We start from the raw sequence: 21696 nt of genomic DNA, 5'->3' as shown, positions 1-21696 counted from the left end.
TCCAAAGTCAAGGGAGTAGACTTATGGAATTCAATGCACTCGACAGCACTACTTTAATTACAGCTATCGTTGGTTTTCTACTATTTTCTTTTTTATTAATGGGAGTAATTATTGCTCGATTATATACCCGAGCAAGTAAAGAGGTCAGTTATGTTCGAACTGGATGGCGTGGTCAGAAAGTCATTAAAAACGGTGGCTCAGTTGTATTTCCGGTCTTGCATGAAATTATTCCAGTAAATATGAACACGCTCCGGCTTGCGGTTCACAGAGCGAATGAGCAGGCGCTTATTACGCGTGACCGGATGCGGGTAGATGTGGTTGCAGAATTTTATGTACGCGTGCAGCCAACCGATGATGCCATTGCAAATGCGGCCCAAACACTTGGAGCGCGGACCATGCAGCCTGAAAAGCTGAAGGATCTCGTGGAAGGTAAATTTGTTGACGCCCTTCGCTCGGTTGCAGCGGAAATGACAATGGAGGACCTGCACGAGCAGCGCGTTGATTTCGTTCAGAAAGTGCAGCAAGTGGTGTCCGAAGATTTGCTCAAGAACGGTTTAGAGTTGGAAACAGTATCACTGACTGGCCTGGATCAAACAGGTATGGAGTATTTCAATCCAAACAATGCGTTTGATGCTGAGGGTCTAACGCGCCTGACCGAAGAAATCGAACAGCGGAAGAAAATCAGAAATGATATTGAGCAGGATACTGCTGTTCAGATCAAAAACAAGAACCTGCAAGCGGCTAAAGAAACGCTAGAGATCGATAAGGAAGAAGAATACGCTCGCCTCGCTCAAGAGCGTGAAGTTGAAATTCGCCGCGCGGCACAGGTCGCAGAAATTGCTAAGGAGCAAGCGGACAAAGAACGTGAGGCCGAGCAGGCTAAAATTATTGCGAACCAGCAAGTTCAGACCTCTTCGATTACATCCGAGCGTGCGGTTGAAGAAGAGCGGATCGAGAAAGATAAGCTTATCAAAGAGCGAGATATCGCGAAAGACCGTGCTGTTGAAACGCAGGATATCGAACGCCGTAAAGCGGTAGAGCTAGCCGAGCAAGAGCGCGATATTGCGATTAGTGTCAAATCCAAAGAGCAATCTGAGGCGGCAGCAGAAGCCGATCAGGCAAGGGCACTGGCGGTTCAGGCAGAAGAGAAAGTGTCAACCGCGCGTGAAACTGAAATCGCAGATAGGCAAAAGCAGATCGAACTGATTGAAGCCGCGAAGGAAGCGGAAAGAGAAGCGATCGCGATAAAAATTGCCGCTGAAGCAGAGAAAATTGCAGCAACGGATACAGCAGAAGCTATTCGTGAGAAAGCACGCGGTGAAGCGGACGAAGCCCGCATTACGGCTGAGGCGGAAGCAGAAGCAGAGAAAATGCGCGCGGCTGCTGCTGAAATTCGTTATGCGGTTGAAGCAACAGGTAATCAGGCCCTTAATGAGGCTGCGAACCTCTTGTCCAACGAACAGGTTGCAATGCGTGTGAAGCTCGAATTGATTGAAAATCTTGAGGCAATTATCCGTGAAAGCGCGAAACCAATGGAGAATATTGATGATATCAAAATTATCCAGCTTGACGGACTAAACGGTGCAACAGCGGCATCCGGTGAGGTGTCTGGAGCTACAACCGGCGGCGATAATTTAGCCGATAAGGTAGTTTCTTCGGCCCTTAAATACCGCGCTCAGGCACCGCTGGTGGATTCGTTATTATCTGAAGTTGGTCTGAAATCCGATGACTTGAATGGATTTACTGAGAGTTTTAAGGGAACTGATAAGGATACCTCAGAGTAGATATTTGGTTCATCTCAAATAATGAAAAAGCCCCGAATTGTTTCGGGGCTTTTGTTTTTATAGACTGTAATGGTCTAAGGCTTAGAAGCGGCCAAGGTTCATAACCTTGGTCCATGCAGTAACAAAATCATTTGCGAATGTTTCGTCTGCATTATCGTAGCCATAATATTCAGCCACAGCGCGTAGTTCTGCGTTTGAGCCGAAGATCAGGTCGATCGGCGTTGCTTCCCATTTCAGTTCACCCGTTTTGCGGTCACGGCCTTCGTAGATACCTTCTGACTTGGAAGATTTTGACCACTCTGTAGACATATCCAAAAGATTTACAAAGAAATCATTATTGAGTGTGCCCGGTTTGTCGGTGAATACGCCGTAATCCGCGCCGCCAATGTTTGCGTCAAGTGAACGCATACCACCGATAAGTACAGTCATTTCTGGTACCGTAAGGTCAAGGAACGCAGCACGGTCAATCAAGGCATCAAGCGGTGCAAGATAGCTATCGTCACTATAGTAGTTACGGAAACCATCTGCATGTGGCTCGAGAACACCGAAGGATTTAACATCAGTCATTGCCTGCGTTGCATCCATGCGGCCTGGCTTGAACGGAACGTTTACAGAATGACCAGCATCTTTAGCTGCTTTCTCAATCGCAGCAGCGCCGCCAAGAACGATCAAATCAGCAAGCGAGATTTTCTTTTTGCTTGATTTTGCGTTGAATGACTTCTGAATGCCTTCCAACTTGCCAAGTACTTTTGAAACCTCAGCTGGGTTGTTGACAGCCCAGTCCTTCTGAGGAGCAAGTGCTAAGCGGCCACCATCAGCGCCGCCGCGCATGTCTGTGCCGCGGTAGCTGGCAGCAGAAGCCCAAGCCGTTCTAACAAGCTCGGATACGCTGAGGCCGGAGTTCAAAATCTCTGACTTCAAGGATTTCACATCGCGGTCGTTTACAAGGTCGTGGTTAACAGCCGGGATCGGGTCCTGCCAGATTAACGCTTCCTGTGGGACTTCTTTACCCAAGTAACGAGCACGTGGGCCAAGATCACGGTGGTTAAGTTTGAACCATGCTTTAGCAAATGCAAGCTCATACTTTTCTGGGTCATCAAGGAAGCTTTCAGCGATTTTTCTGAATTCTGGATCTTCTTTGATTGCAATGTCAGTTGTGAACATGATTGGCGCGTGACGTTTTGTTGGGTCATGCGCATCTGGAACGAGCTGATTAGCAGCTTCGTCAGTTGGAATCCACTGGATAGCACCTGACGGGCTTTCAGATTTCTTCCATTCGAAACCGAAGAGGTTATCGAGGTAGTTTGTTGTCCACTGTGTCGGTGTAACAGTCCAGGCGCCTTCGAAACCACTTGTGTGTGTGGCACCTGCATTACCTTTACCGCATTTGTTTTTCCAACCGAAACCTTGTTCTTCGATGGCAGCAGCAGCAGGTTCTGCACCAACGCAGTCTTTGCCGCGCTTCGCGCCGTGCGCTTTACCGAATGTGTGACCACCGGCGATTAGCGCTACGATTTCCTCGTCGTTCATCGCCATACGACCAAATGAAAGGCGAATATCTTTCGCAGAAGCAAGCGGATCAGGGTTGCCGTGTGGGCCTTGTGGGTTCACGTAAATCAGGCCTTGCTCGACAGCAGCTAGTGGCTTTTCAAGGTTACCGTCTTTGTCATAACGTTTCTTGTTTGAAAGGAAGCTCTTTTCACGGCCCCAGTATACAAGATCCGGCTCCCAGTTATCAACGCGACCGCCCGCGAAACCAAATGTTTTGAAACCCATGTCTTCAAGGGAAACGTTACCGGTTAGGGCAATTAGATCACCCCAGGAAATATTGCGGCCGTATTTTTGTTTTACAGGCCATAAAAGACGGCGGGCTTTGTCCAGGTTGCCGTTGTCAGGCCAGCTATTAAGTGGGTCAAAACGTTGCTGTCCGCCGCCTGCGCCGCCGCGGCCATCATGCACACGGTATGTGCCTGCTGCGTGCCATGCAAGGCGAATGAAGAATGGACCATAGTGCCCATAATCAGCAGGCCACCAATCCTGCGATGTTGTAAGAACTTCGCGGATGTCGCCTTTGACAGCATCAAGGTCTAAGCTGTTGAATGCGCTTACATAGTCAAATTCACCCTTTAGCGGGTCAGATTTAACGTCATGGGCGCGAAGCGGGCTTAGGTCAAGTTGGTCGGGCCACCAGAATTTTGGGCTTTGTACAGTATTATCTTCTGCAACGGAAATTGCAGGTGACATGATTGTCGTGGATAGAGCGAGAACCAGGGTCGCCGCTATCGGTCTAGCTTTTTTAAACATCGAAAACCTCCATAAAGTTCGAATTTAAAAACTTAGTAAATCGATCATATGATCTGTGCTATTTCTAAAAACGAGGCCATTATCCAATGAATATTAGATTTTTAACAATTGAATTATTGAATACTATTAATCGATTTAATAAATTTATATATAGCGTTATAGTTAACTATTTAATTTATTAAGCTGTTTGTTCCTGCTTGAAATGTCGGTACATTAACCGATGAAAGTTCCTGTTGATTGGATAAGCGCGGTGAAATCTTTTTTAGTGGCAATTTTGATAATTCTGAGTAGCTCCATGCAATCGGTTGCCGAGGATGATCTGCGTGCCTTGGCTAACGCGGTTTTCGGACAGTTGCCGGAAAAGATGCCTGGAAGCGAAAATGACACAATCGAGCGTATAGCATTAGGTAGAAAATTATTTTTTGAAACAGCCTTGTCTGGGAATGAAACACAGTCATGTAATTCATGCCATGAATTACGTGATGGAGGCTCAGGAACTGATAATTTGCGAGTGTCGGTTGGTGCACTTGGTATTGAAGGGCGTAGGAATAGCCCAACTGTGTGGAATGCAGGTTTTCAGTTTGTCCAATTTTGGGATGGTCGGGCAGAAAATTTAGCGGAACAGGCCAAAAGTCCGATATTAACGCACCATGAAATGGCCTTGCCATCAGAGGAAATAGCGATTGAAAGATTGTCAAAGTCCGCAGAATACAGACAAGCATTTACAGCGGCTTTTTCAGATTTATCTGATCCGATAACCTTTGATACTATTGCTGAGGCTTTGGCAGCTTTCCAGCGAACATTAGTAACGCAGGATCGTTTTGATGATTTTCTCGCTGGGGATGACAATGCCCTGAATGAGCAAGAAAAAAAGGGGCTTTATACCTTTATCAAAAGCGGATGCAATGGCTGCCATAATGGCCCCTTAATGGGGGGTGAGCTGTTTATGAAGATGGGACTCGTTAACCCATATCCGAATACGGATGATAAGGGCAGGGCAGAGGTTACGGGCAAGCGTCGTCATAATTATCTTTTCAAGGTACCAACGCTTCGCAATGTCGCTCAGACAGCGCCTTATTTCCATGATGGAGCGGTCTTTGAGTTGGATCAGGCTGTATCGGATACCGGATGGCATCAGTTGGGTATTAAATTTACCCCTGAAGAAACCAAGGATATCGTCGCCTTTCTAAAGGCGCTTGATAATACGCGAACACTTGATGACTTGAAATGAGTATGAAGGGGTGAATAGTATCAGGCGCCCCAAAGACTGGGGTTTAGATCAGAAACATCACCGTTGTGAATGGTAAGGTGATGGTCCCGGTCTTCAGCAAGAAGTGCAGGGGCATCAACGTCAACATACGCTGCATGTTGGGCGATGAATAAAGCTGGTGCCATACCAAGCGATGTCCCAAGCATACAGCCAACCATGACCTCAAAATCCATGTCTTTGGCTGCCTTATAAAGCTTGATAGCCTCGCTTAAGCCACCAGTTTTATCGAGTTTGATATTAATGCCCTGATATTTGTCTCGAAGGTTAACAAGGTCCGCCGTAACATGGCAACTTTCATCAGCGAAAATAGGAATTGGTGCATTCAGGTTTATTAGGGTTTCATCTTTGTTTGCTGGAAGGGGTTGTTCAAGCATCGAAATCTTCATATCTGCGAGCATAGAAAGATTTTTGTTGAGGCTATCAGGTGTCCAGCTTTCATTGGCATCAATAATGATCTTTGAATTTGGTGCGCCAGAGCGTGCTGCCTGAACACGTTCCGAAACAAGAGAATTATCGAGCTTTAGTTTGAGGACCGGAAAACCCGCGAGGGACCGCGCCTCTTTAAAAACTTCGTCAGGCGATAAAATACTGATTGTTTGGACGGTTTTGATACCGTTTGGGGAACCAAGGCCGGACGCAATTCCCACAGTGGTATTAGATAGCTTGGCACTTAAATCCCAAAGGGCATTGTCGATAGCATTGCGAGCAGATCCCGCTGGCAGGATAGTTTGCAAGTTCTCAATGGAAATACCGTTTTCAATATCACTACGGAGATTTTCTATCTCATCGATAATGGAGGCATTGCTCTCGCCGTACCTTGGTGAGGCGACGGCTTCGCCCCTGCCGGTATGACTATTTTCGCTGATGTGAACGGTTATGGTTTTAGTTTCGGTACGTGAGCCACGAGCAATGATGAACGGCTTTTTTAAGCGCCAAGTATCTTCCGTGATTGTTAGGGTTCTTTTAGTATTCATTCCGCATGTTTACGTAAATTCAACCAATAGCTCAAGGCTAAAGCTGGTGAGTTATTCGGCCCACTTGGGGTGACGTTTCTCAAGAAATGATGCGATGCCTTCGCGCCCTTCATTACTCGTTAGCCCATTTGCAAAAGCATTGGCGGCAACTTTGATAAATTCGTCAGTTGGTAAACCTGATTGAACCTGTCTGATGATTTCCTTGGTTACGGCCACGGCGTTGGGTGCACAAGCGAAGGTTTCTGATTTTATTTTATCTTCGATGGTTGTTAAAGCGTCAGGGGTATCGACAGTGTAATCTACCAAACCGAGCTCATGCGCGGTTTTTCCGTCAAAGCGCGAGCCGAGTAACATCATCCGTTTGCCAGTTATTGCGCCTAGGCGAGCCAGAATATAGGGCGCAATCTGCGCTGGCGTAATGCCAATGCGCGTCTCCGTAAGGGCATATTTAGCGTTAGTGGTTGAGGTGATGATGTCGCAGCAACAAGCAACCCCAAAGCCGCCAGCCATCGCAGCACCTTCGACCAAGGCTATGGTAATTTGCGGCATATCCGCGATCATGGCAAAAAATTCACCAGCACTTTTGCTTAAGCTTTCAGCTTCACCTTTTGCCTCAACACCTTTTTCATGGATTGATCGAAAACCCTTTAGGTCTCCGCCAGCACAGAAAACACCACCATTGCCGCGAAAGCTAATACCGCGAACGCTTCGGTCATCCCTAACAGCGTTTAAAACGGCCTTGATATCTGCCACCATTTTGTCCGAAAGCGCGTTGCGACTTTCCGGCATATTGAATACAATTTGCAGCCAGCCGTCCCGTAAATTCGTAGTAATTGCGGTGGTTTCAGGAATATTTGTCATGATGTGGCTTTCTCTTCATTTATCATGCCCATGATATCTTCAGGAACTTTGATCATATAGTGCAGAAGAATTTGCCCGTAAGCTTTTCCCTGCGGATCAGCGCGTAAGCTTGCAACGCCGCCGCCACCAAGAACGTCATGCAATATAAAATTGATCGCATTCATGCCGGGCATAAGGAAACGTTCAACCGAGGACGGATTGAAATGGGCAAAATGTTTTTTCACACTCTCTTCCGTCAGCGAATGCCAGATATAGGGCAGATATTCAGGCCTGCGCGCAATGATGCCGACATTTGCTCTGTCACCCTTATCACCACTTCGCGCCCAAGCAAGGTCAATTAGAGGCACTTCATCATTGCCATTGAAGCTTAGTTTTTTAGGAGGATTTGGCCTCACAGTATCTGTTGTAGCCAATGGAGGGCTCATATGCGGTAAATCGATTTTGCTATTATCAAACTCGCATTGGATATCTAACTGGTCTGCATCAATCAGAAATGAAAACAGCCTTACCACAGGCATTGGCTTTGGTCGGCTTGCATTAAATGCGGTTAGGCCAGCGGGGGTAGCAAGACCAATTCCTGCCATTTCCTTTAGTAATAAGCCAATGGCCTCTGCCCGAGGATGTTTGGCCGCGATCTTCAGGGTGACCTCGCGCGAACCAGTATCTGCCCCACCGAACTGGCTATCATTCCCGATCAATTCGGTTGATTTTTCCGTATATTCACCAGCATTACTTGCGCGAAGTATGGCCTCTGCGCGCTTGAAAATTGCATTACTGAGAGTTTCAGCCTTCTTGGCGGCCTCGTACCCAACAAATGTCATCAATGCACCGCATTTGTATCCGTCCATGTAGGTGGTTGAAACTTTATATTTCCCGGTTGGCGGCTTGCCTTTTGCGCCTGATACGGCGGCCCGGTTTTGCGCGATTTCGAGGATTTTAACATCTGACAAGTCACATATGACGTCAGGGAGCATATAATTCTGTGGGTCTTCGATTTCATAAACAAGTTGCTCGCTGACAGTTCCTACAGATACCAAACCGCCAGTATTCTCAGGTTTGCTGATAATCATGGAACCATCAGCGCTAATTTCTGCAATAGGGTAACCGATATTATGAATGGTATCAGCAACCAGATGCCAATCGGTAAAATTACCACCAGTGGCCTGAGGACCACATTCGAGGAGGTGCCCAGCTAAGCTTCCTACCGCTAAGAGGTCATAATCCGTATCCTGCCAGCCAAATTCATGCTGACATGCTGCAAGGGTAAGCGCGCTATCAGCGCACCTGCCTGTGATAACAATATCGGCGCCGCCTGCAAGCGCTGCCACAACAGGCGCTGCGCCCAAATAGGCGTTCATACTGGCAACTTTATCTGGGCTAGGAAAGCTACCACCTGTAAACATCTCGGTTGGTGCTTGTTCAGTGATTTTTGTCAATTGAGGCATTAAGTCATCACCTGTGATGACGGCGACCTTCAAATCCAGCCCACGACTTTGAACTAGGCTACGCACAATCTTCCCGCAGGCTTCGGGGTTCACGCCGCCAGCGTTAGAGAGGATTTTGACACCCTTATCGGCGATAGCTTTCAGGTTGGGTTTCAAAACAGCGCTGATAAAATCGGTGGCATATCCTTTCTCTGGGTCTGAAGCACGCGCGCGCGCCATGATCGACATGGTGATTTCAGCCAGGTAATCATAAACAATATAGTCGAGGCCTACGACTTGCAGGAGTTGGGGGGTGGACACCGCGCTCTCGCCCCAATACCCACAGGCACCACCGATCTTAATTGGTTTGTCAGCCATGACTTTTGCGCTCCCTTGTCGCAGTGGGTTATCGTTTTGACATGCCCATCATGCCCGAGAGAACACGGAGCATTGTCTCGTCACTGCCGCCACCGATAGATGTTAGGCGCGAATCCCTATAGCTACGTGACACTACATTATCCCACATAAAGCCCTGACCGCCCCAATATTGAAGGCAGCTATCGGTTACCTCGCGCGCGAGCCTGCCGGCCTTAAGCTTCGCCATTGTCGCGAGTTTTGTTACATCGCCCCCATTGATATAGTCTTCTGTTGCCTGATACATAAGGGCACGTAAGCATTCGATCTCGGTCTGAAGCTCAGCGAGACGGTATTGCACCACCTGATTATCAAGTACGCTGCCACCAAATATTTTGCGTTCACGCGTATATTCGATGGTTTCATTGATGCAAAGCTCGAAGCCCTTGATACAGCTCATGGCGGCGTATAGGCGCTCTTCCTGAAACTGGATCATCTGCATACGGAAACCTGCACCTTCATCGCCGATCCGATATCGTTTCGGAACCCGAACATCATCAAAGAATATCTGCGCGGTATCACTAGAGCGCATGCCCAGTTTGTTCAGACGTTCAGAAAATGAAATACCAGGTGTTTTGGTAGGCACAATAATCAGCGACTTGTTCGCGTGTTTGTTACCATCATCTGTGTTCGCAAGCACACAAAGGAAATCTGCCTGCGTTGAATTAGTGATCCACATTTTGGTGCCGTTGATGATATAATCATCACCGTCAGAGACAGCATTTGTTTTGATCGCCGCAACGTCCGATCCCGCATGAGGTTCGCTAACCGCAATTGAACAGACCATATCGCCTGCAATGGCAGGTTTCAGGAAGTTTTCCTTGATTTCGTCATGCCCGAAGACTGCAAGCGCAGGGGTTGCCATGTTGGTCTGTACGCCAATTGCCATAGGAATACTGCCGCACCGTATCGCGCCTAATTCCTCCGCGAAAACCATTTCATAGGAATAATCTAGGCCCAAGCCACCGTAAGCCTCCGGTTTTGAAATCCCCAAAAGCCCAAGGTTCCCCATTTTTTTGAAAAGCTCATGGGCCGGGAAAATACCAGCGTCTTCCCAGTCATCAACATAGGGATTGATCTCATTTTCAACGAATTTTGCGACAGTTCTGCGAATTTCATTGTGTTGTTCATTAAAAAGCATAGCTCTATCCTTGATTCTCTGACTTATGACGCTGACCGGGGGCAGGGGGTGTTTCGGCACCACCAGCAAAGCACTGTGCGATTTCCATCCAGTTGCTTGCGACCTCGCCTGTAACCATCAGGTCAGTGTCCTTAATATTCCGTGTTTGGGTGACAACCTGCGCAAACTCTATGGCCTGTCCCTCGATCCGTTCACTCGTATTTTCTTCGCCGAATGCCCATATCTCGCCTGATGGCGCGGTTAGCGATACAAAGGGCATAGTTGCGGGCACTTCTTTGCCATGAAGGGTGAAATTAAATCCAAATGTCTTCACGCCAATGACGACAATATTTTTGATGCGGTCCGTATCTTGTCGCGTGATGCCAAGGAGGTCATAAATCGCCTGCCCATGCGCCCAAATCTCCATCTGGCGGGCGGTCGCGAACATGCGGACACCCATATCCGGGCCAAACCATTTGTAGCGCTGGCCATCGGGTGCATCATCAAAGCGCCCGCACATATCATTAAACATATCATTCCAGCGCTCTAACAGGGCTTGCCCTGAAATATCACCGGCCCAATTTCGTGCATAATCGCGGAAGGATATTTTGCCAGCAAATAAAACCCCCAACTCTTTTTGAAGGGCGTAAAAGGCTTCATCGCTAGTGGCTGCCGTGAGCGCCATATGGTCTGAGAAATGCAGGTGTGCAATAATATCCCAGACGGTCCAATCCTTGAACTGAGACGGCGTTTGATAGAATTCCTCGCTTTGACCTTTCATCAAATCAAATAGCGCTAGCTGTTCTTCCCGTAAGTCAGATGTTAATGACATTCTATAATCCCATCTGCTTTACGGCGAGGTCACGCATAATCTCTTCAGAGCCGCCACCAATTGCCATAACCTTTACTTCACGGTAGGTGCGCTCAACGGGGCTGCCGCGCAGGTACCCGGCACCTCCAAGGATTTGCATGGCCTCACTTGCACAGAACTCAAGCACTTTGGAGCCGAAAAACTTCGCCTTCGAAATCTCTGCCACGGGCATATTCCCGTCTTCGATATTCCAGCAAATTTGATGAACGAGCGCTTGCAATGCATCAATTTTTGAAGACATATCAGCAATCTTATGACGGATAACCTGATGAGCAATCATTGGTTTCCCAAAGGTTTTTCGCTCCTGCGCCCACTTGATGCTTTCATCCATACAAAGACGTGACATCCCAACGCACTGCGCTGTCATGCCCAAGCGCTCATAGTTAAAATTATTCATGATTGATATGAAACCACGGTTCTCTTCACCGAGCATATTTTCTGCGGGCACGCGGACGTCATCAAAAAACAGGCTGGCCGTATCAGAGCACCACCACCCCATTTTGCCGCCAACGGATTGTCGGGTGAAACCCGGCGTGTCAGCAGGGACATAGAATAATGAAATACCTGCGATGCCATCACCGCCTGTACGCGCACCGATCACAAAATGCGATGCGTTCAAGCCCCCTGTGATGAAGGTTTTTTCACCGTTTAAAACATAGTGGTTACCGTCTTTGCGCGCGGTGGTTTTGATGTTCGCAACATCGGACCCGCCTGATGGTTCGGTAATGCCGAGCGCCCCACCCATTCTACCGGAGACAACATCAGGAAGCACCTTCATTTTAATATCGTCACTTGCAAGCATTTGAATAGGGCCAGTCATGATATTGCGCGAACCAATGCTTGCCATCGCGCCGCCAATACCGCTTCGCCCCATTTCTACACCCAGGCTCGCCCGCATGAAGGCGTCATCAAAGCCAAGCCCGCCGTATTTTTCATCAATACCAAACCCGAAAAAACCAAGCGCTCCCGCCTTTTCATGAAGCGACCATGGGAAGGTGCCAGCCTCGTCCCATTCATTGGCATGGGGAACCACTTCATTTTGAATAAAGCGTTCGACCGTTTCCTGAAAGGCACGACGTTCTTCGGTTTCAAAAGGGTTTTTCATGGCAAATTTCCTTTTCGGCAATCAGATATGATTGCCTAATCCTTCGCTGGTTCAATTTCGATGAGCAAACTGTCGGCTGCAACCTGACTGCCTGCGGATGCTCCAACTGCCTTAACCGTACCGTTAATTTCTGCTTTGATCTCATGCTGCATTTTCATGGCTTCAAGAACGGCGAGTGATTGACCCTCCTGTACCTCTTCACCAATATTCACTTTAACCTCTAGCAATACCCCATGCATAGGGGCGGTTATATTGCCGCCTTTTTGTCCAACAGTTGCCTGAGAGGGCTGATAAACCAGGTTTTGAAAGCGTTGAGTGATCCCGTCAATATTGAGCCAAAAATCACCTTCGCCCATCCTATGGTATGCGGCGTTTATTCGTTTGCCATTAATAGTGAGGACTGCATCATTTGCACCAAAACTGTCTACCTCGAAATCATTGGATGTATCACCAATCGTAACCGTATAGTTCGAAGGGCCATTGGCATGAACAAAAATATCGACGATATCTTCTCCGATCTTATATTGGCTTCTGGATGTTAGGGCACCGGCACTCGTCCAGTTTTTGAGAGGGGATTCATGATCTATTGTGTTTAGCTCGTGTTCGATAACGGCTGCGACCGCGTAAATGTCACCCAATGATCCGTCGTTGTGGGCTAAGCCACCTTCAAACTCCTCATCAATGAAGGCGGTAGTGATGGGACCGTACTTAAACGTTTCTTTCTCAATACTTGCAATCAGGAAGCTTAAATTGCTTTTGGGTCCGAACAGGCATGTTTCTTTTAACGCCTTCAAAAGCTTGCGCCTTGCAATGTCACGTGTTTCGCCAAAACCGATGATTTTGGCTACCATAGGATCATAAAACGGCGATACTTCAATACCAGTTGTAATCCCTGCATCTACCCGGACGCCTTCACCTGATGGTGCGCGCCAAAAATCAATCATGCCTATTGCTGGTAGGAATTGATTTTCAGGATCTTCGCAGTAAAGCCGCGCTTCTATCGCCCAGTCATGATGCCAGATATAATCCTGACCTTTGCCGATCGTATTTCCGCTCGCAATTTCAATCTGTAACCGAACGAAATCTTCATCATATGCAATTTCGCTTACGGGATGTTCCACCTGAAGGCGGGTGTTCATTTCAAGGAAATAGAAGTTTTTATCAGCGTCTAAAAGAAACTCAACCGTTCCTGCACCGACATAATCGACGCATTTTGCTGCGTTGATAGCAGCTTCGCCCATTTTTTCTCTCAAAGCCCCGTCAACGGCAAGGGAAGGTGCTTCTTCAAGTATTTTCTGATGGCGACGTTGGACAGAACAGTCTCGTTCGCCGTAATGAACAATATTTCCATGCGTATCGCCGAAGACCTGAATTTCAATGTGGGAAGGATTGATGATAGCCTTCTCAAGAATTAAATGACCATTTCCAAAGGCGTTTTCTGCTTCGGAACGGGCAAGGTTAATAGCATCTGGAAGGCCATCTTTACTATTGACCAAGCGCATGCCACGACCGCCGCCTCCCGCACTCGCTTTCACCATAATCGGGAAGCCAATGTCATCCGCGGCCTTCGCGAAAGCGCCTAAGCTTTGATCTTTGCCGTTATAACCGGGTACGCAAGGGACCCCTGCTTCAATCATTTTTTCTTTTGCTGCTGCCTTGTTTCCCATAATTTCAATGGCTTCAGGTCTGGGGCCGATGAAGACAATATCATTGTCAGCGCATGCGCGTGCGAATTCAGCATTTTCAGACAAAAATCCATAGCCTGGATGGATGGCATCTGCGCCAGACTTTTTGGCAGCATCGATGATATTTTCGATCACAAGATAAGATTGATCAACATGGCCAGAGCCAATGCAAATCGCTTGATCCGCCATTTTTACATGAGGGGCAGCTTCGTCTGCGTCTGAATATACAGCGATTGCTTGCATCGCCATATTTTGAACGGTACGCATGATACGGCATGCTATTTCGCCGCGGTTCGCAATCAGAATTCTGGAGATATTGGTCATGATACTTCCCCCTACATCCGGGCAATGCCAAAGCTGTTTTCACGCAGTTTGCGTGTGCCAGCCTCACGGACTGTTTCCAGAATAAACCCAAGTGTTTTGCGGGTGTCGCGTGGGTCGATCATTCCGTCATCCATCAGATGGCCTGATGTATAAAAGGCATCAGATTGGCTATCAAACACATGCGTTAGCATTGTTTCCTGTGCCTTGATGACCTCTTCATCAACCTCTTCGCCTTTCGCTTTCGCTCGTCCTCTGGCGACCATAGACATAGTTTTAGCGGCCTGGTCGCCGCCCATTACACCTGTTTTGGCGTTCGGCCATGTGAAAAGAAAATCTGGATCGTATCCGCGGCCACACATCCCATAGTTGCCTGCACCAAAGCTTGCACCGACCATGAAGGTAATGCGTGGAACGCTTATGTTCCGGACGGCCTGGATCATTTTGGAACCATGCTTGATCATTCCGGCTTGCTCGCTTGTGGTGCCAACGATGTAGCCCGTGGTGTTTTGCAGGAAAACCACAGGAATGTTTGATTGATCACAGAGCTGAAGGAACTGCGCGGCTTTTGTCGCCCCTGCGGGGTCAATAGGGCCATTGTTACCAATGAATGCGCAAGCGTGCCCGAACACTTTTGCTTGTAAGCACACCGTTGAGATGCCGTAGTCGGGTTTAAAGTCCAGAAAATCGGAGCCATCAACGATGCGTGCTGCCAGTTCCCGTACATCATAAGGTTTTCGGTAGTCGGTTGGTATAAGGCCAGCTATTTCATCAGGGTCATAGTATGGTTCAGTGAAATCGTTGGTAACAGTGATTGGCATATCCTTGTCCCAATCAAGTTTTGAGATCAATTCACGTGCCATTTGAACCGCATGCCCATCATCATCCGCAAGATACTCCGCTAGGCCAGAGGTCGTTGCATGCATTTCTGCGCCGCCTAATTCTTCTTCCGTCGCAATTTCCCCTGTTGCAGCTTTTAAAAGCGGTGGTCCTGCGAGGAATGCGCGCCCGCGGCCTTTAACAGCGATTACATAATCGCTCAGGCCCGGCATATAGGCGCCGCCCGCTGTTGACGACCCATGTAAGATAGCAATAACAGGAATACCTGCCTTGGATAGTTTCGCCAAATTCCCGAATAATCGACCGCCTTGTAGGAAGCCTTCAACGGTATAATTCAAGAGGTCGCCGCCAGCACTTTCTACCAGATGTACAAATGGTAGCTTTTGTTCGAGTGAAATTTCCTGAGCGCGCTGAAGTCGGTAACCGCCAGCGGTTGTCAGGGAACCTGCTTGAATACCACTATCGTCCACAACGACAACGCAGCGAACGCCAGAGATAAAGCCAATACCGGCAATGATCGTCGCACCCGGGATTGATTTTTCTTCTTTTTTTGTGTCGAGCAAATAGCCAGCTATGTTTCCGATCACGAGAAATGGCATGCCGGGGTCAAGAAGCCGTGCCAAGCGTTCACGTGGTGTCAGTTGGCCGCGCGCATCAAAACGGTCTTTTCTTTTCTCTGATATCTTTGCACCGCGTCCATTCAGTTCACTTAATCGGTCAACCAGTGCCAGCATGTCAGCCCTGTTTGCGGCAAATTCCTCGGAGTTGGTATTAATTCTGGATGCGAATACGCTCATGCAAATAGCCTCGATCATGATCAAAATACTTTACAATAAGGAAGCCTCAGTTAAACTAAGTCAAGTTTATTTTTGTTTTCAGTTTTATTATTTCGGTTTTACTGTTCAGGGGAAATATGATGAGTCAGTCGGGAAGTGGGCAAGATTTAGTATTTGACTGGATTTCTTATAATGCCGCCAATCACGGTGCACGTACCGCGCAAGTTGATATAGCGAGTGGTCGCACATACACGTATTTACAAATGCATGACCGTGTGGGCCGACTTGCGGCTCATCTGAAAGAGTTGGGTGTTCGAAAAGGTGACCGTGTTGGGCTTCTTGCTATGAATTCAACCGATATGAATGAGGTCGTGTTTGCATGCTGGCGAATTGGGGCCGTCTGCCTAATGTTGAATTTTCGCCTTACAGCTCCTGAACTTGAATATATTATTAATGATGCAAGCCCGGATGTGGTGGTTTTTGATACCGTCTTTGAACCAACCGTTGATATTGTCAAACCTCTTGTATCTGTTAAACATTGGATCGATACAGATGGTGTTGGCGGGGATAGCAGTTTTGAGCGTTCGTTCTCTGAGGTATCTCCAATTAACGATATGATCGGCCAGTTTTTATCTGACACCTGTATGCTGATGTATTCCTCGGGAACAACCGGCCGCCCAAAGGGGGTGGTGATTACATATAAAATGCTCTTGTTCTCGGTCTTTAATTTTGTATCGAGCGTTGGAATTGCAGGACCAATGGTGAATTTGGCAGTTATGCCACTTTTTCATATTGGAGGATTTAATATATTTAATTGCCCGGCCATGTATCTTGGTGGCACGACCCTTGTGATGCGGTCATTTGACCCTGAAAGTATGCTGGAATATATTGGAAATCCAGAACATGGCGTTACGCATTTTATTGGCGTGCCGGCAATGTATAATGCTATGCGTCAACATCCGAAGGCAAAAACAGCAGATTTTTCAAATATTCAGGTTGCTTGCGCGGGCGGCGAAGCGGTTCCCGTTGATATTATTCGTTGGTGGTCAGAGAATGGATTGACCGTCCAGCAAGGGCTCGGCATGACTGAAAATGCAGCAAGCTGTACATTTTTACCGCCTGAGCAAGTGACGAATAAAGAAGGATCAGTGGGCGTATTGTTGCGGCATAGTGAAGGAAGAATTGTTGACCCGGATGGAGTTGACGTCGGGGTTAATCAAACTGGTGAATTGTGGCTTCGCGGCCCCACAGTTACGCCCGCCTACTGGAATAGGGCAGATGCCAACGAACAGTCATTTGTTGATGGATGGCTTAGAACAGGTGACATTGTCCGGCGTGATAAAGATGGGTATCTGTATGTAGAAGACCGCGTCAAAGACATGTATATTTCTGGCGGTGAAAATGTTTACCCTGCCGAGGTTGAGAATATTTTGTACCAAATGCCCGAAATTCTTGAGGTTGCTGTAGTCGGTGTAAAAGATCAAGTTTGGGGAGAAACCGGATGCGCGTTCGTTGTTGTGAAAGAGGATGCAGACCTATCTTTGCTTGATTTGCAAAGCTTTTGCTCAGATAAACTGGCTAAATATAAACATCCAAATCGTATTGAAAGAATTGACGTCTTGCCCCGCAATGCTACGGGCAAAGTATTGAAATATCAGTTGCGTGATCAACTTAAAGAAAATCTATGAGTGAAGTAAAAAAAGGAAAAACCCGGCGTCAGAAGGTTGAAGCTAGGGAAGCGGATATTTTGAAGGCTGCGCACTCTACCTTTCTCGAAAAAGGGTTTGAAAAGGCAACTATGGCTGAAATTGCAAAGCGGTGTAGTTTGTCTGAAGGGGGGCTTTACTTATATTTTGATAATAAAAAAGCCCTGATGCTCGCTGTTCTGAGAACATTTTATGTTACCCTCACGGAAAGCGCAGAGGTAGGAATATTAAAATATCAGACAACAAAAGAGCGCCTTCACTTTTTAGCGCACTTACACCTGGGTAGGTCGCTGGATGAGTGGCAAATGTTAATGCTCGCTTCCACGCTGTACCGTGATAGCCTGGAATACCAGCAGAGCGAACAATATTTGCTCAATAAAACGTACGTTAAAACATTTGATAATGTTATTCGTGAAGCCCGAAACCGTGGGGATATTCCCTCTGACAAGAAAGTATCGATTTTGCGGGATGTCTTTTATGGCAGCCTTGAACATTTGGGGCGGACCCTGATGTTGCGCGGTGACGCTGATACCTATGAGAAGCATTTAAACATGATGTTGCCATCATTGTTTTCTGCTGTAGGGCTAACGCAAGAAAACGAAATTGGGACACGATCAAGTTATGCGGATCAAATTGACAAGCTGGAAGCCATCGTTAAAGAACTTAAGCAGATGTGAGACTTTATTCATAGCAGTTGTGGTATTATGACTTTTGATGAGCGCGTACCAATTGCGCTTACTTTTTTTCCATGAAAATAGTGACATCAGACCAAACAATACCAAATTTTTTGATGTACGATCTGTTGATAATGCGATCCTCATCAAACGCCCAAATCCAGTCGTCGAATGTCACATTATAGCTTGTGTTATCCACCGGTAGATCCATGTTGTATCGCCAATTGAAGGCGTTACCAAATCCTTTGCCAGACGCTGGACCAGGTATGTCGGTTGCAGAACCCGTGTACGTATTGTCTATTTGTTTTGAGATGGTCCAGGTCCGTTCTGTCGGCCCGTTCCCTATGCTATAATAGAACGTCTCGTCGAGGGTGAGTGTATTTCCATCAATCTTACCTTTGATATCCACTTCGAAGCGTTGCAAAAGATTGCCATCACGGTCTTGCACAATGCCCCAGGCCTTAACGTCTCCTTCGAAAAATGTGAATAAATCGAAAGGTTGACCGGTTTGCTCGTAGTTTTTGCCATCGATCGAACCGGAACAGGCTGAAACCAAAAATAGTATAAAGAGAATGAACGCGTGTTTCATATTTGCGGATATCCAAAACTGTAATCTTATCGATAACTTCTGTAAACTTTACGAACAGAGCAACTAAGCTTGATACGATCTTTGATGGTGTTTGGTTTGAATTGTCTGAGAAAAGTATTAGGCTTCTTGTAATTAAAGGTGGTCTAGAGTTCGTAGTAATGGGGCATAAATTTGAAAGATACGATGGATAGTAATAAGTAAAGTGCTTAGAAAGTTATATTTGGGTTATTTAAAACTTATCTTTTTTTGTCTATGTATATCTTTCAATTGTTTTTTGATCTTAATAGGTTAGACTGTCGTATTAATAAGTGTTGATAAACTTTTACTGGCAACTAGGGTATACGCATGAAAGCTGTAATCCTATCTCTTTTAACTGTGTTTTTGGCAGAGTATTGTTGCGCTCAAAGTAAAATACTGACCCTGGCTACAGATGATGGCCCGCCACATATGATCCGCGAAACTAATAGCGGGATTGATATCGACATTGTTAGTGAAGTTTTGAAACGTGCAGGTTACGAAGTGCATATTGAGTATATGTCGCTTGCGCGCGCTCAAAAAGCTGTTGAAACAGGTAACGTTGACCTGGTTGTTCCTACCTTTTTCCAAAAGGATACAAAGGGATTTTTTGTGTCTGAGCCAGTGGTTCTTTATCGACCGACGGTGTTTACGCGTGCGGACGAAAAGCTGGATTTTAATAGCCTTGCTTCTATCAAGGGTTTGATGGTTTCCAGTTTTCAAGGAGCCAAAGGGTATTTCGGTAAGACATTTGTCGAGATGACAAGGAATAATAGCTATATGGAACTTGATGACATGTCTGTTTTACCAAAGCTCTTAGAACGAAAACGAACCAATGTTGTTGTTCTGGATTATTATCTGTTTCAGCATTATTGGAATAATGAACGACCACTCCAAGAACCAAGGCCGTCGATTAAAATCCATGAAATTATCCCTGCAATTCCTGCATATGCCGCTTTTAAAGATCAGACGGTTAGAGATAAATTCAATGAGACGTTAAATCAGATAATATCCGATGGCACACGCCAAGCCATTCTGGATAAATATTCGTCAACCCAGTTTGCTAATGCAAATGATAGATAATTCCACCTTGGTCACTTAATAGGGTTAGGTTTTCAATTGCCTCAAGGTTTATTTGGCTCTCAATCAAATTCTGATAGTTCGACGACGCGCTTTTCACTGGCTGCAATTTGAGCAGCCATACCCATCAAAACGGCCATCCTCCCGTCCTCTATCGAAACATCTGGCACGCCGCCATTATTAATAAGCTTCAAGAATTGCTGGTGTTGATAGTATGTTGAACCATGATGGTCACCAGCCAGTAATAAATCACTGTCGACGGTTATTTCTGTAGTGACTGGCTTTTTAGGCGTGCGGGGGCTTATCGTAAGCTGTGAATGCGGCGGTTCCCCAAGATCACTTGGCCAAAATCTATGTGGGCCAGGAAGTCTGCATTCGATCTTGCCCTTTGCTCCAACCGCGGATATTTCCTCATTCCAAAGTGATCCATCAGCAAACATACAGAGCTCAAGCATTGCACGGCTGCCATTGTCAAAATCAACGAGAACATATCCGCTATCCCATATATCGGGAGTTTCTCCGTTGTAGTTTTCGTCAAGGTGATTGGCGGCTTGACCACCGCTTGCAGCGACCCGGATGGGCTCTGCCCTCAGTATAAGGCGCATTAGGTCAAAGAAGTGACAGCATTTTTCGACGAAAGTGCCACCAGTATTTTTGTTAAAACGATTCCAGTCACCGACTTTCTCTAAAAAGGGAAATCGATGCTCGCGAATTGATAGCAGTTCAATATGTCCTGTTACATCCAAGGATTGATTAATCAAGGCCTCAATAGGCGGCATGTAGCGATATTCCATTGCGACCCAAACGCGATCTTTATAACGCTTATTGAGCTGCTTAATTCTTGAATGATCAGAGATATCAGTGAACAAAGGTTTTTCACATAGAATATTGGCATCGCTTTGCCTTAGAGCTTTTTCCAGTTGATTGACATGTAGGAAATTTGGGCTAACGATTACGATGGCGTCTAGCGAGGTGTTGTTTATAATCTGATCAAGGCTTGTCGATACTGAAGCATTACCAGCCAATTTAGCTGCATTTTCAGCGAGTTCAAATACTGGATCATAAACAGCTGTGACATCTGCCCCATCGAGCAATTTGATGTTTTTGATGTGTTCAACCCCCATCATGCCGCAGCCGATGATACCATAGTTTTTATTAGTCATATTGCTCACTTATTGCAGACGCATCGTGTAACGCGCAATTTCTGAATTGAACCATGTTTTGGAAAACTCAACCGGTTTATCTTCTGTATCCCAGCTTACGCGCTCGATATATCCCATGTAACTGCCCGGTTCCATATTGGTTTCTGACAGATTCCAATCAGGGAGGATGTCGATCCCCACTTGATCTTCCACTCTGGAAATAACAAGTCCAAGATTTTCTTTGTAAAACAGGTACAACGAGTCGATCAGGTCCATTTTTTCAAGGACTTTAGCCACGGATGCATCGAGCCAAATTTCCTCAATCGCAATTGGTTTATCGTTTAAGAAACGTATTCGCCTAATTCTATGTGCTTTTGACGCTGCACCAAAATCGGGCGATCCTATTGGCTTTTTTAGTTTTTGCACGTCGATTACTTTGGCAGTTGGCAGGCCGCCGCCTTCCAACAGCTCTAACCTAAAAAATGAATAAATACTGTTTATATCGGCTGTCGAACGGATATAATTTCCAGACCCGTGAATGCGCTCGAGCGCGCCTTTTTCCTGAAGGATTGCCAGGGCTTTACGCAAGGTTCCAATTGCAACACCAAGATCGGCAGCCATTTGTCGCTCGCTTGGTAAACGACTACCGTTTGCTAATTGCCCAGACATTATTTCTCTGATGAGCATTTCGCTTAATTGTATGTGTTTCGGTAGTGCGCGTTGGTTCGGCATTATGCCTTT

At 46.6% G+C, this 21696-nt stretch carries 17 protein-coding genes; 5 read left to right on the top strand and 12 right to left on the bottom strand.

Annotated features, from left to right (window positions below; all coding sequences use genetic code 11):
* Positions 1–23: 23 nt before the first annotated feature.
* Complete coding sequence (locus KFF44_RS13355) at positions 24–1784, top strand: flotillin family protein (RefSeq protein ID WP_255934975.1); 1761 nt, start codon at positions 24–26, stop codon at positions 1782–1784.
* A gap of 81 nt (positions 1785–1865) precedes the next feature.
* Here KFF44_RS13355 and katG read toward each other — a convergent pair whose 3' ends face one another.
* The gene (gene katG / locus KFF44_RS13350) at positions 1866–4088 is read right to left on the bottom strand and encodes a catalase/peroxidase HPI (RefSeq protein ID WP_255934974.1); all 2223 of its coding nucleotides are present in this window, start codon (positions 4086–4088) and stop codon (positions 1866–1868) included.
* Between the two features lie 220 nt (positions 4089–4308).
* On the opposite strand from katG, the gene KFF44_RS13345 reads away from it, so the two are divergent.
* Complete coding sequence (locus KFF44_RS13345; RefSeq protein ID WP_370691109.1) at positions 4309–5319, top strand: cytochrome-c peroxidase; 1011 nt, start codon at positions 4309–4311, stop codon at positions 5317–5319.
* A gap of 20 nt (positions 5320–5339) precedes the next feature.
* Here KFF44_RS13345 and dgcA read toward each other — a convergent pair whose 3' ends face one another.
* From dgcA to KFF44_RS13305, 8 genes are read right to left on the bottom strand one after another with little or no spacing between them, the layout of a single operon-like run.
* Positions 5340–6332, bottom strand: coding sequence for an N-acetyl-D-Glu racemase DgcA (dgcA, locus tag KFF44_RS13340; protein WP_255934965.1), 993 nt, complete (start codon positions 6330–6332; stop codon positions 5340–5342).
* Positions 6333–6383: 51 nt separating this feature from the next.
* Complete coding sequence (locus KFF44_RS13335; protein ID WP_255934964.1) at positions 6384–7193, bottom strand: enoyl-CoA hydratase/isomerase family protein; 810 nt, start codon at positions 7191–7193, stop codon at positions 6384–6386.
* Positions 7190–8995, bottom strand: a complete 1806-nt coding sequence (locus KFF44_RS13330) for an acyclic terpene utilization AtuA family protein (RefSeq protein ID WP_255934963.1) — start codon at positions 8993–8995, stop codon at positions 7190–7192. The genes KFF44_RS13335 and KFF44_RS13330 overlap by 4 nt, the downstream gene beginning before the upstream one ends.
* A 28-nt stretch (positions 8996–9023) precedes the next feature.
* On the bottom strand, positions 9024–10172 hold the full coding sequence (locus tag KFF44_RS13325; RefSeq protein WP_255934962.1) for an acyl-CoA dehydrogenase family protein: 1149 nt from the start codon (positions 10170–10172) through the stop codon (positions 9024–9026).
* Positions 10173–10176: 4 nt separating this feature from the next.
* Positions 10177–10983: a TIGR03084 family metal-binding protein gene (locus tag KFF44_RS13320; protein ID WP_255934961.1), complete on the bottom strand. Its 807-nt coding sequence runs from the start codon at positions 10981–10983 to the stop codon at positions 10177–10179.
* Position 10984: 1 nt separating this feature from the next.
* The gene (locus tag KFF44_RS13315; RefSeq protein WP_255934959.1) at positions 10985–12127 is read right to left on the bottom strand and encodes an acyl-CoA dehydrogenase family protein; all 1143 of its coding nucleotides are present in this window, start codon (positions 12125–12127) and stop codon (positions 10985–10987) included.
* A 35-nt stretch (positions 12128–12162) separates the two neighbouring features.
* Positions 12163–14136 (bottom strand): biotin carboxylase N-terminal domain-containing protein, encoded by a 1974-nt coding sequence (locus tag KFF44_RS13310; RefSeq protein ID WP_255934958.1) that lies wholly within the window; start codon positions 14134–14136, stop codon positions 12163–12165.
* An 11-nt stretch (positions 14137–14147) separates the two neighbouring features.
* Complete coding sequence (locus KFF44_RS13305) at positions 14148–15770, bottom strand: acyl-CoA carboxylase subunit beta (RefSeq protein WP_255934957.1); 1623 nt, start codon at positions 15768–15770, stop codon at positions 14148–14150.
* Between the two features lie 116 nt (positions 15771–15886).
* Between KFF44_RS13305 and KFF44_RS13300 the strand changes: the two genes are divergently transcribed.
* Both KFF44_RS13300 and KFF44_RS13295 read left to right on the top strand, forming a co-directional pair.
* Positions 15887–17437 (top strand): long-chain fatty acid--CoA ligase, encoded by a 1551-nt coding sequence (locus KFF44_RS13300; RefSeq protein WP_255934956.1) that lies wholly within the window; start codon positions 15887–15889, stop codon positions 17435–17437.
* Complete coding sequence (locus tag KFF44_RS13295; RefSeq protein WP_255934955.1) at positions 17434–18132, top strand: TetR/AcrR family transcriptional regulator; 699 nt, start codon at positions 17434–17436, stop codon at positions 18130–18132. Before KFF44_RS13300 ends, KFF44_RS13295 begins: the two co-directional genes overlap by 4 nt.
* Before the next feature lie 58 nt (positions 18133–18190).
* Here the strand turns inward: KFF44_RS13295 and KFF44_RS13290 are convergent, their stop codons facing one another.
* Entirely contained in the window at positions 18191–18718 is a 528-nt protein-coding gene (locus KFF44_RS13290; protein WP_255934954.1) for a DUF3833 domain-containing protein, read from the bottom strand.
* A gap of 345 nt (positions 18719–19063) precedes the next feature.
* On the opposite strand from KFF44_RS13290, the gene KFF44_RS13285 reads away from it, so the two are divergent.
* Positions 19064–19816: an ABC transporter substrate-binding protein gene (locus tag KFF44_RS13285; protein ID WP_255934953.1), complete on the top strand. Its 753-nt coding sequence runs from the start codon at positions 19064–19066 to the stop codon at positions 19814–19816.
* A gap of 59 nt (positions 19817–19875) precedes the next feature.
* On the opposite strand, the gene KFF44_RS13280 is transcribed toward KFF44_RS13285, so the two are convergent.
* Both KFF44_RS13280 and KFF44_RS13275 read right to left on the bottom strand, forming a co-directional pair.
* On the bottom strand, positions 19876–20976 hold the full coding sequence (locus KFF44_RS13280; RefSeq protein WP_255934952.1) for a Gfo/Idh/MocA family protein: 1101 nt from the start codon (positions 20974–20976) through the stop codon (positions 19876–19878).
* 9 nt (positions 20977–20985) lie between these two features.
* Positions 20986–21687 carry a GntR family transcriptional regulator gene (locus KFF44_RS13275; RefSeq protein ID WP_255934951.1) on the bottom strand — a complete coding sequence of 234 codons (702 nt, stop codon included), beginning with the start codon at positions 21685–21687 and terminating at the stop codon, positions 20986–20988.
* Positions 21688–21696: the final 9 nt, after the last annotated feature.

The sequence above is a fragment of the Kordiimonas sp. SCSIO 12610 genome, from assembly GCF_024398015.1.
GTDB lineage: Bacteria > Pseudomonadota > Alphaproteobacteria > Sphingomonadales > Kordiimonadaceae > CANLMI01.
This window is presented reverse-complemented; position numbering and strand designations above follow the sequence as displayed.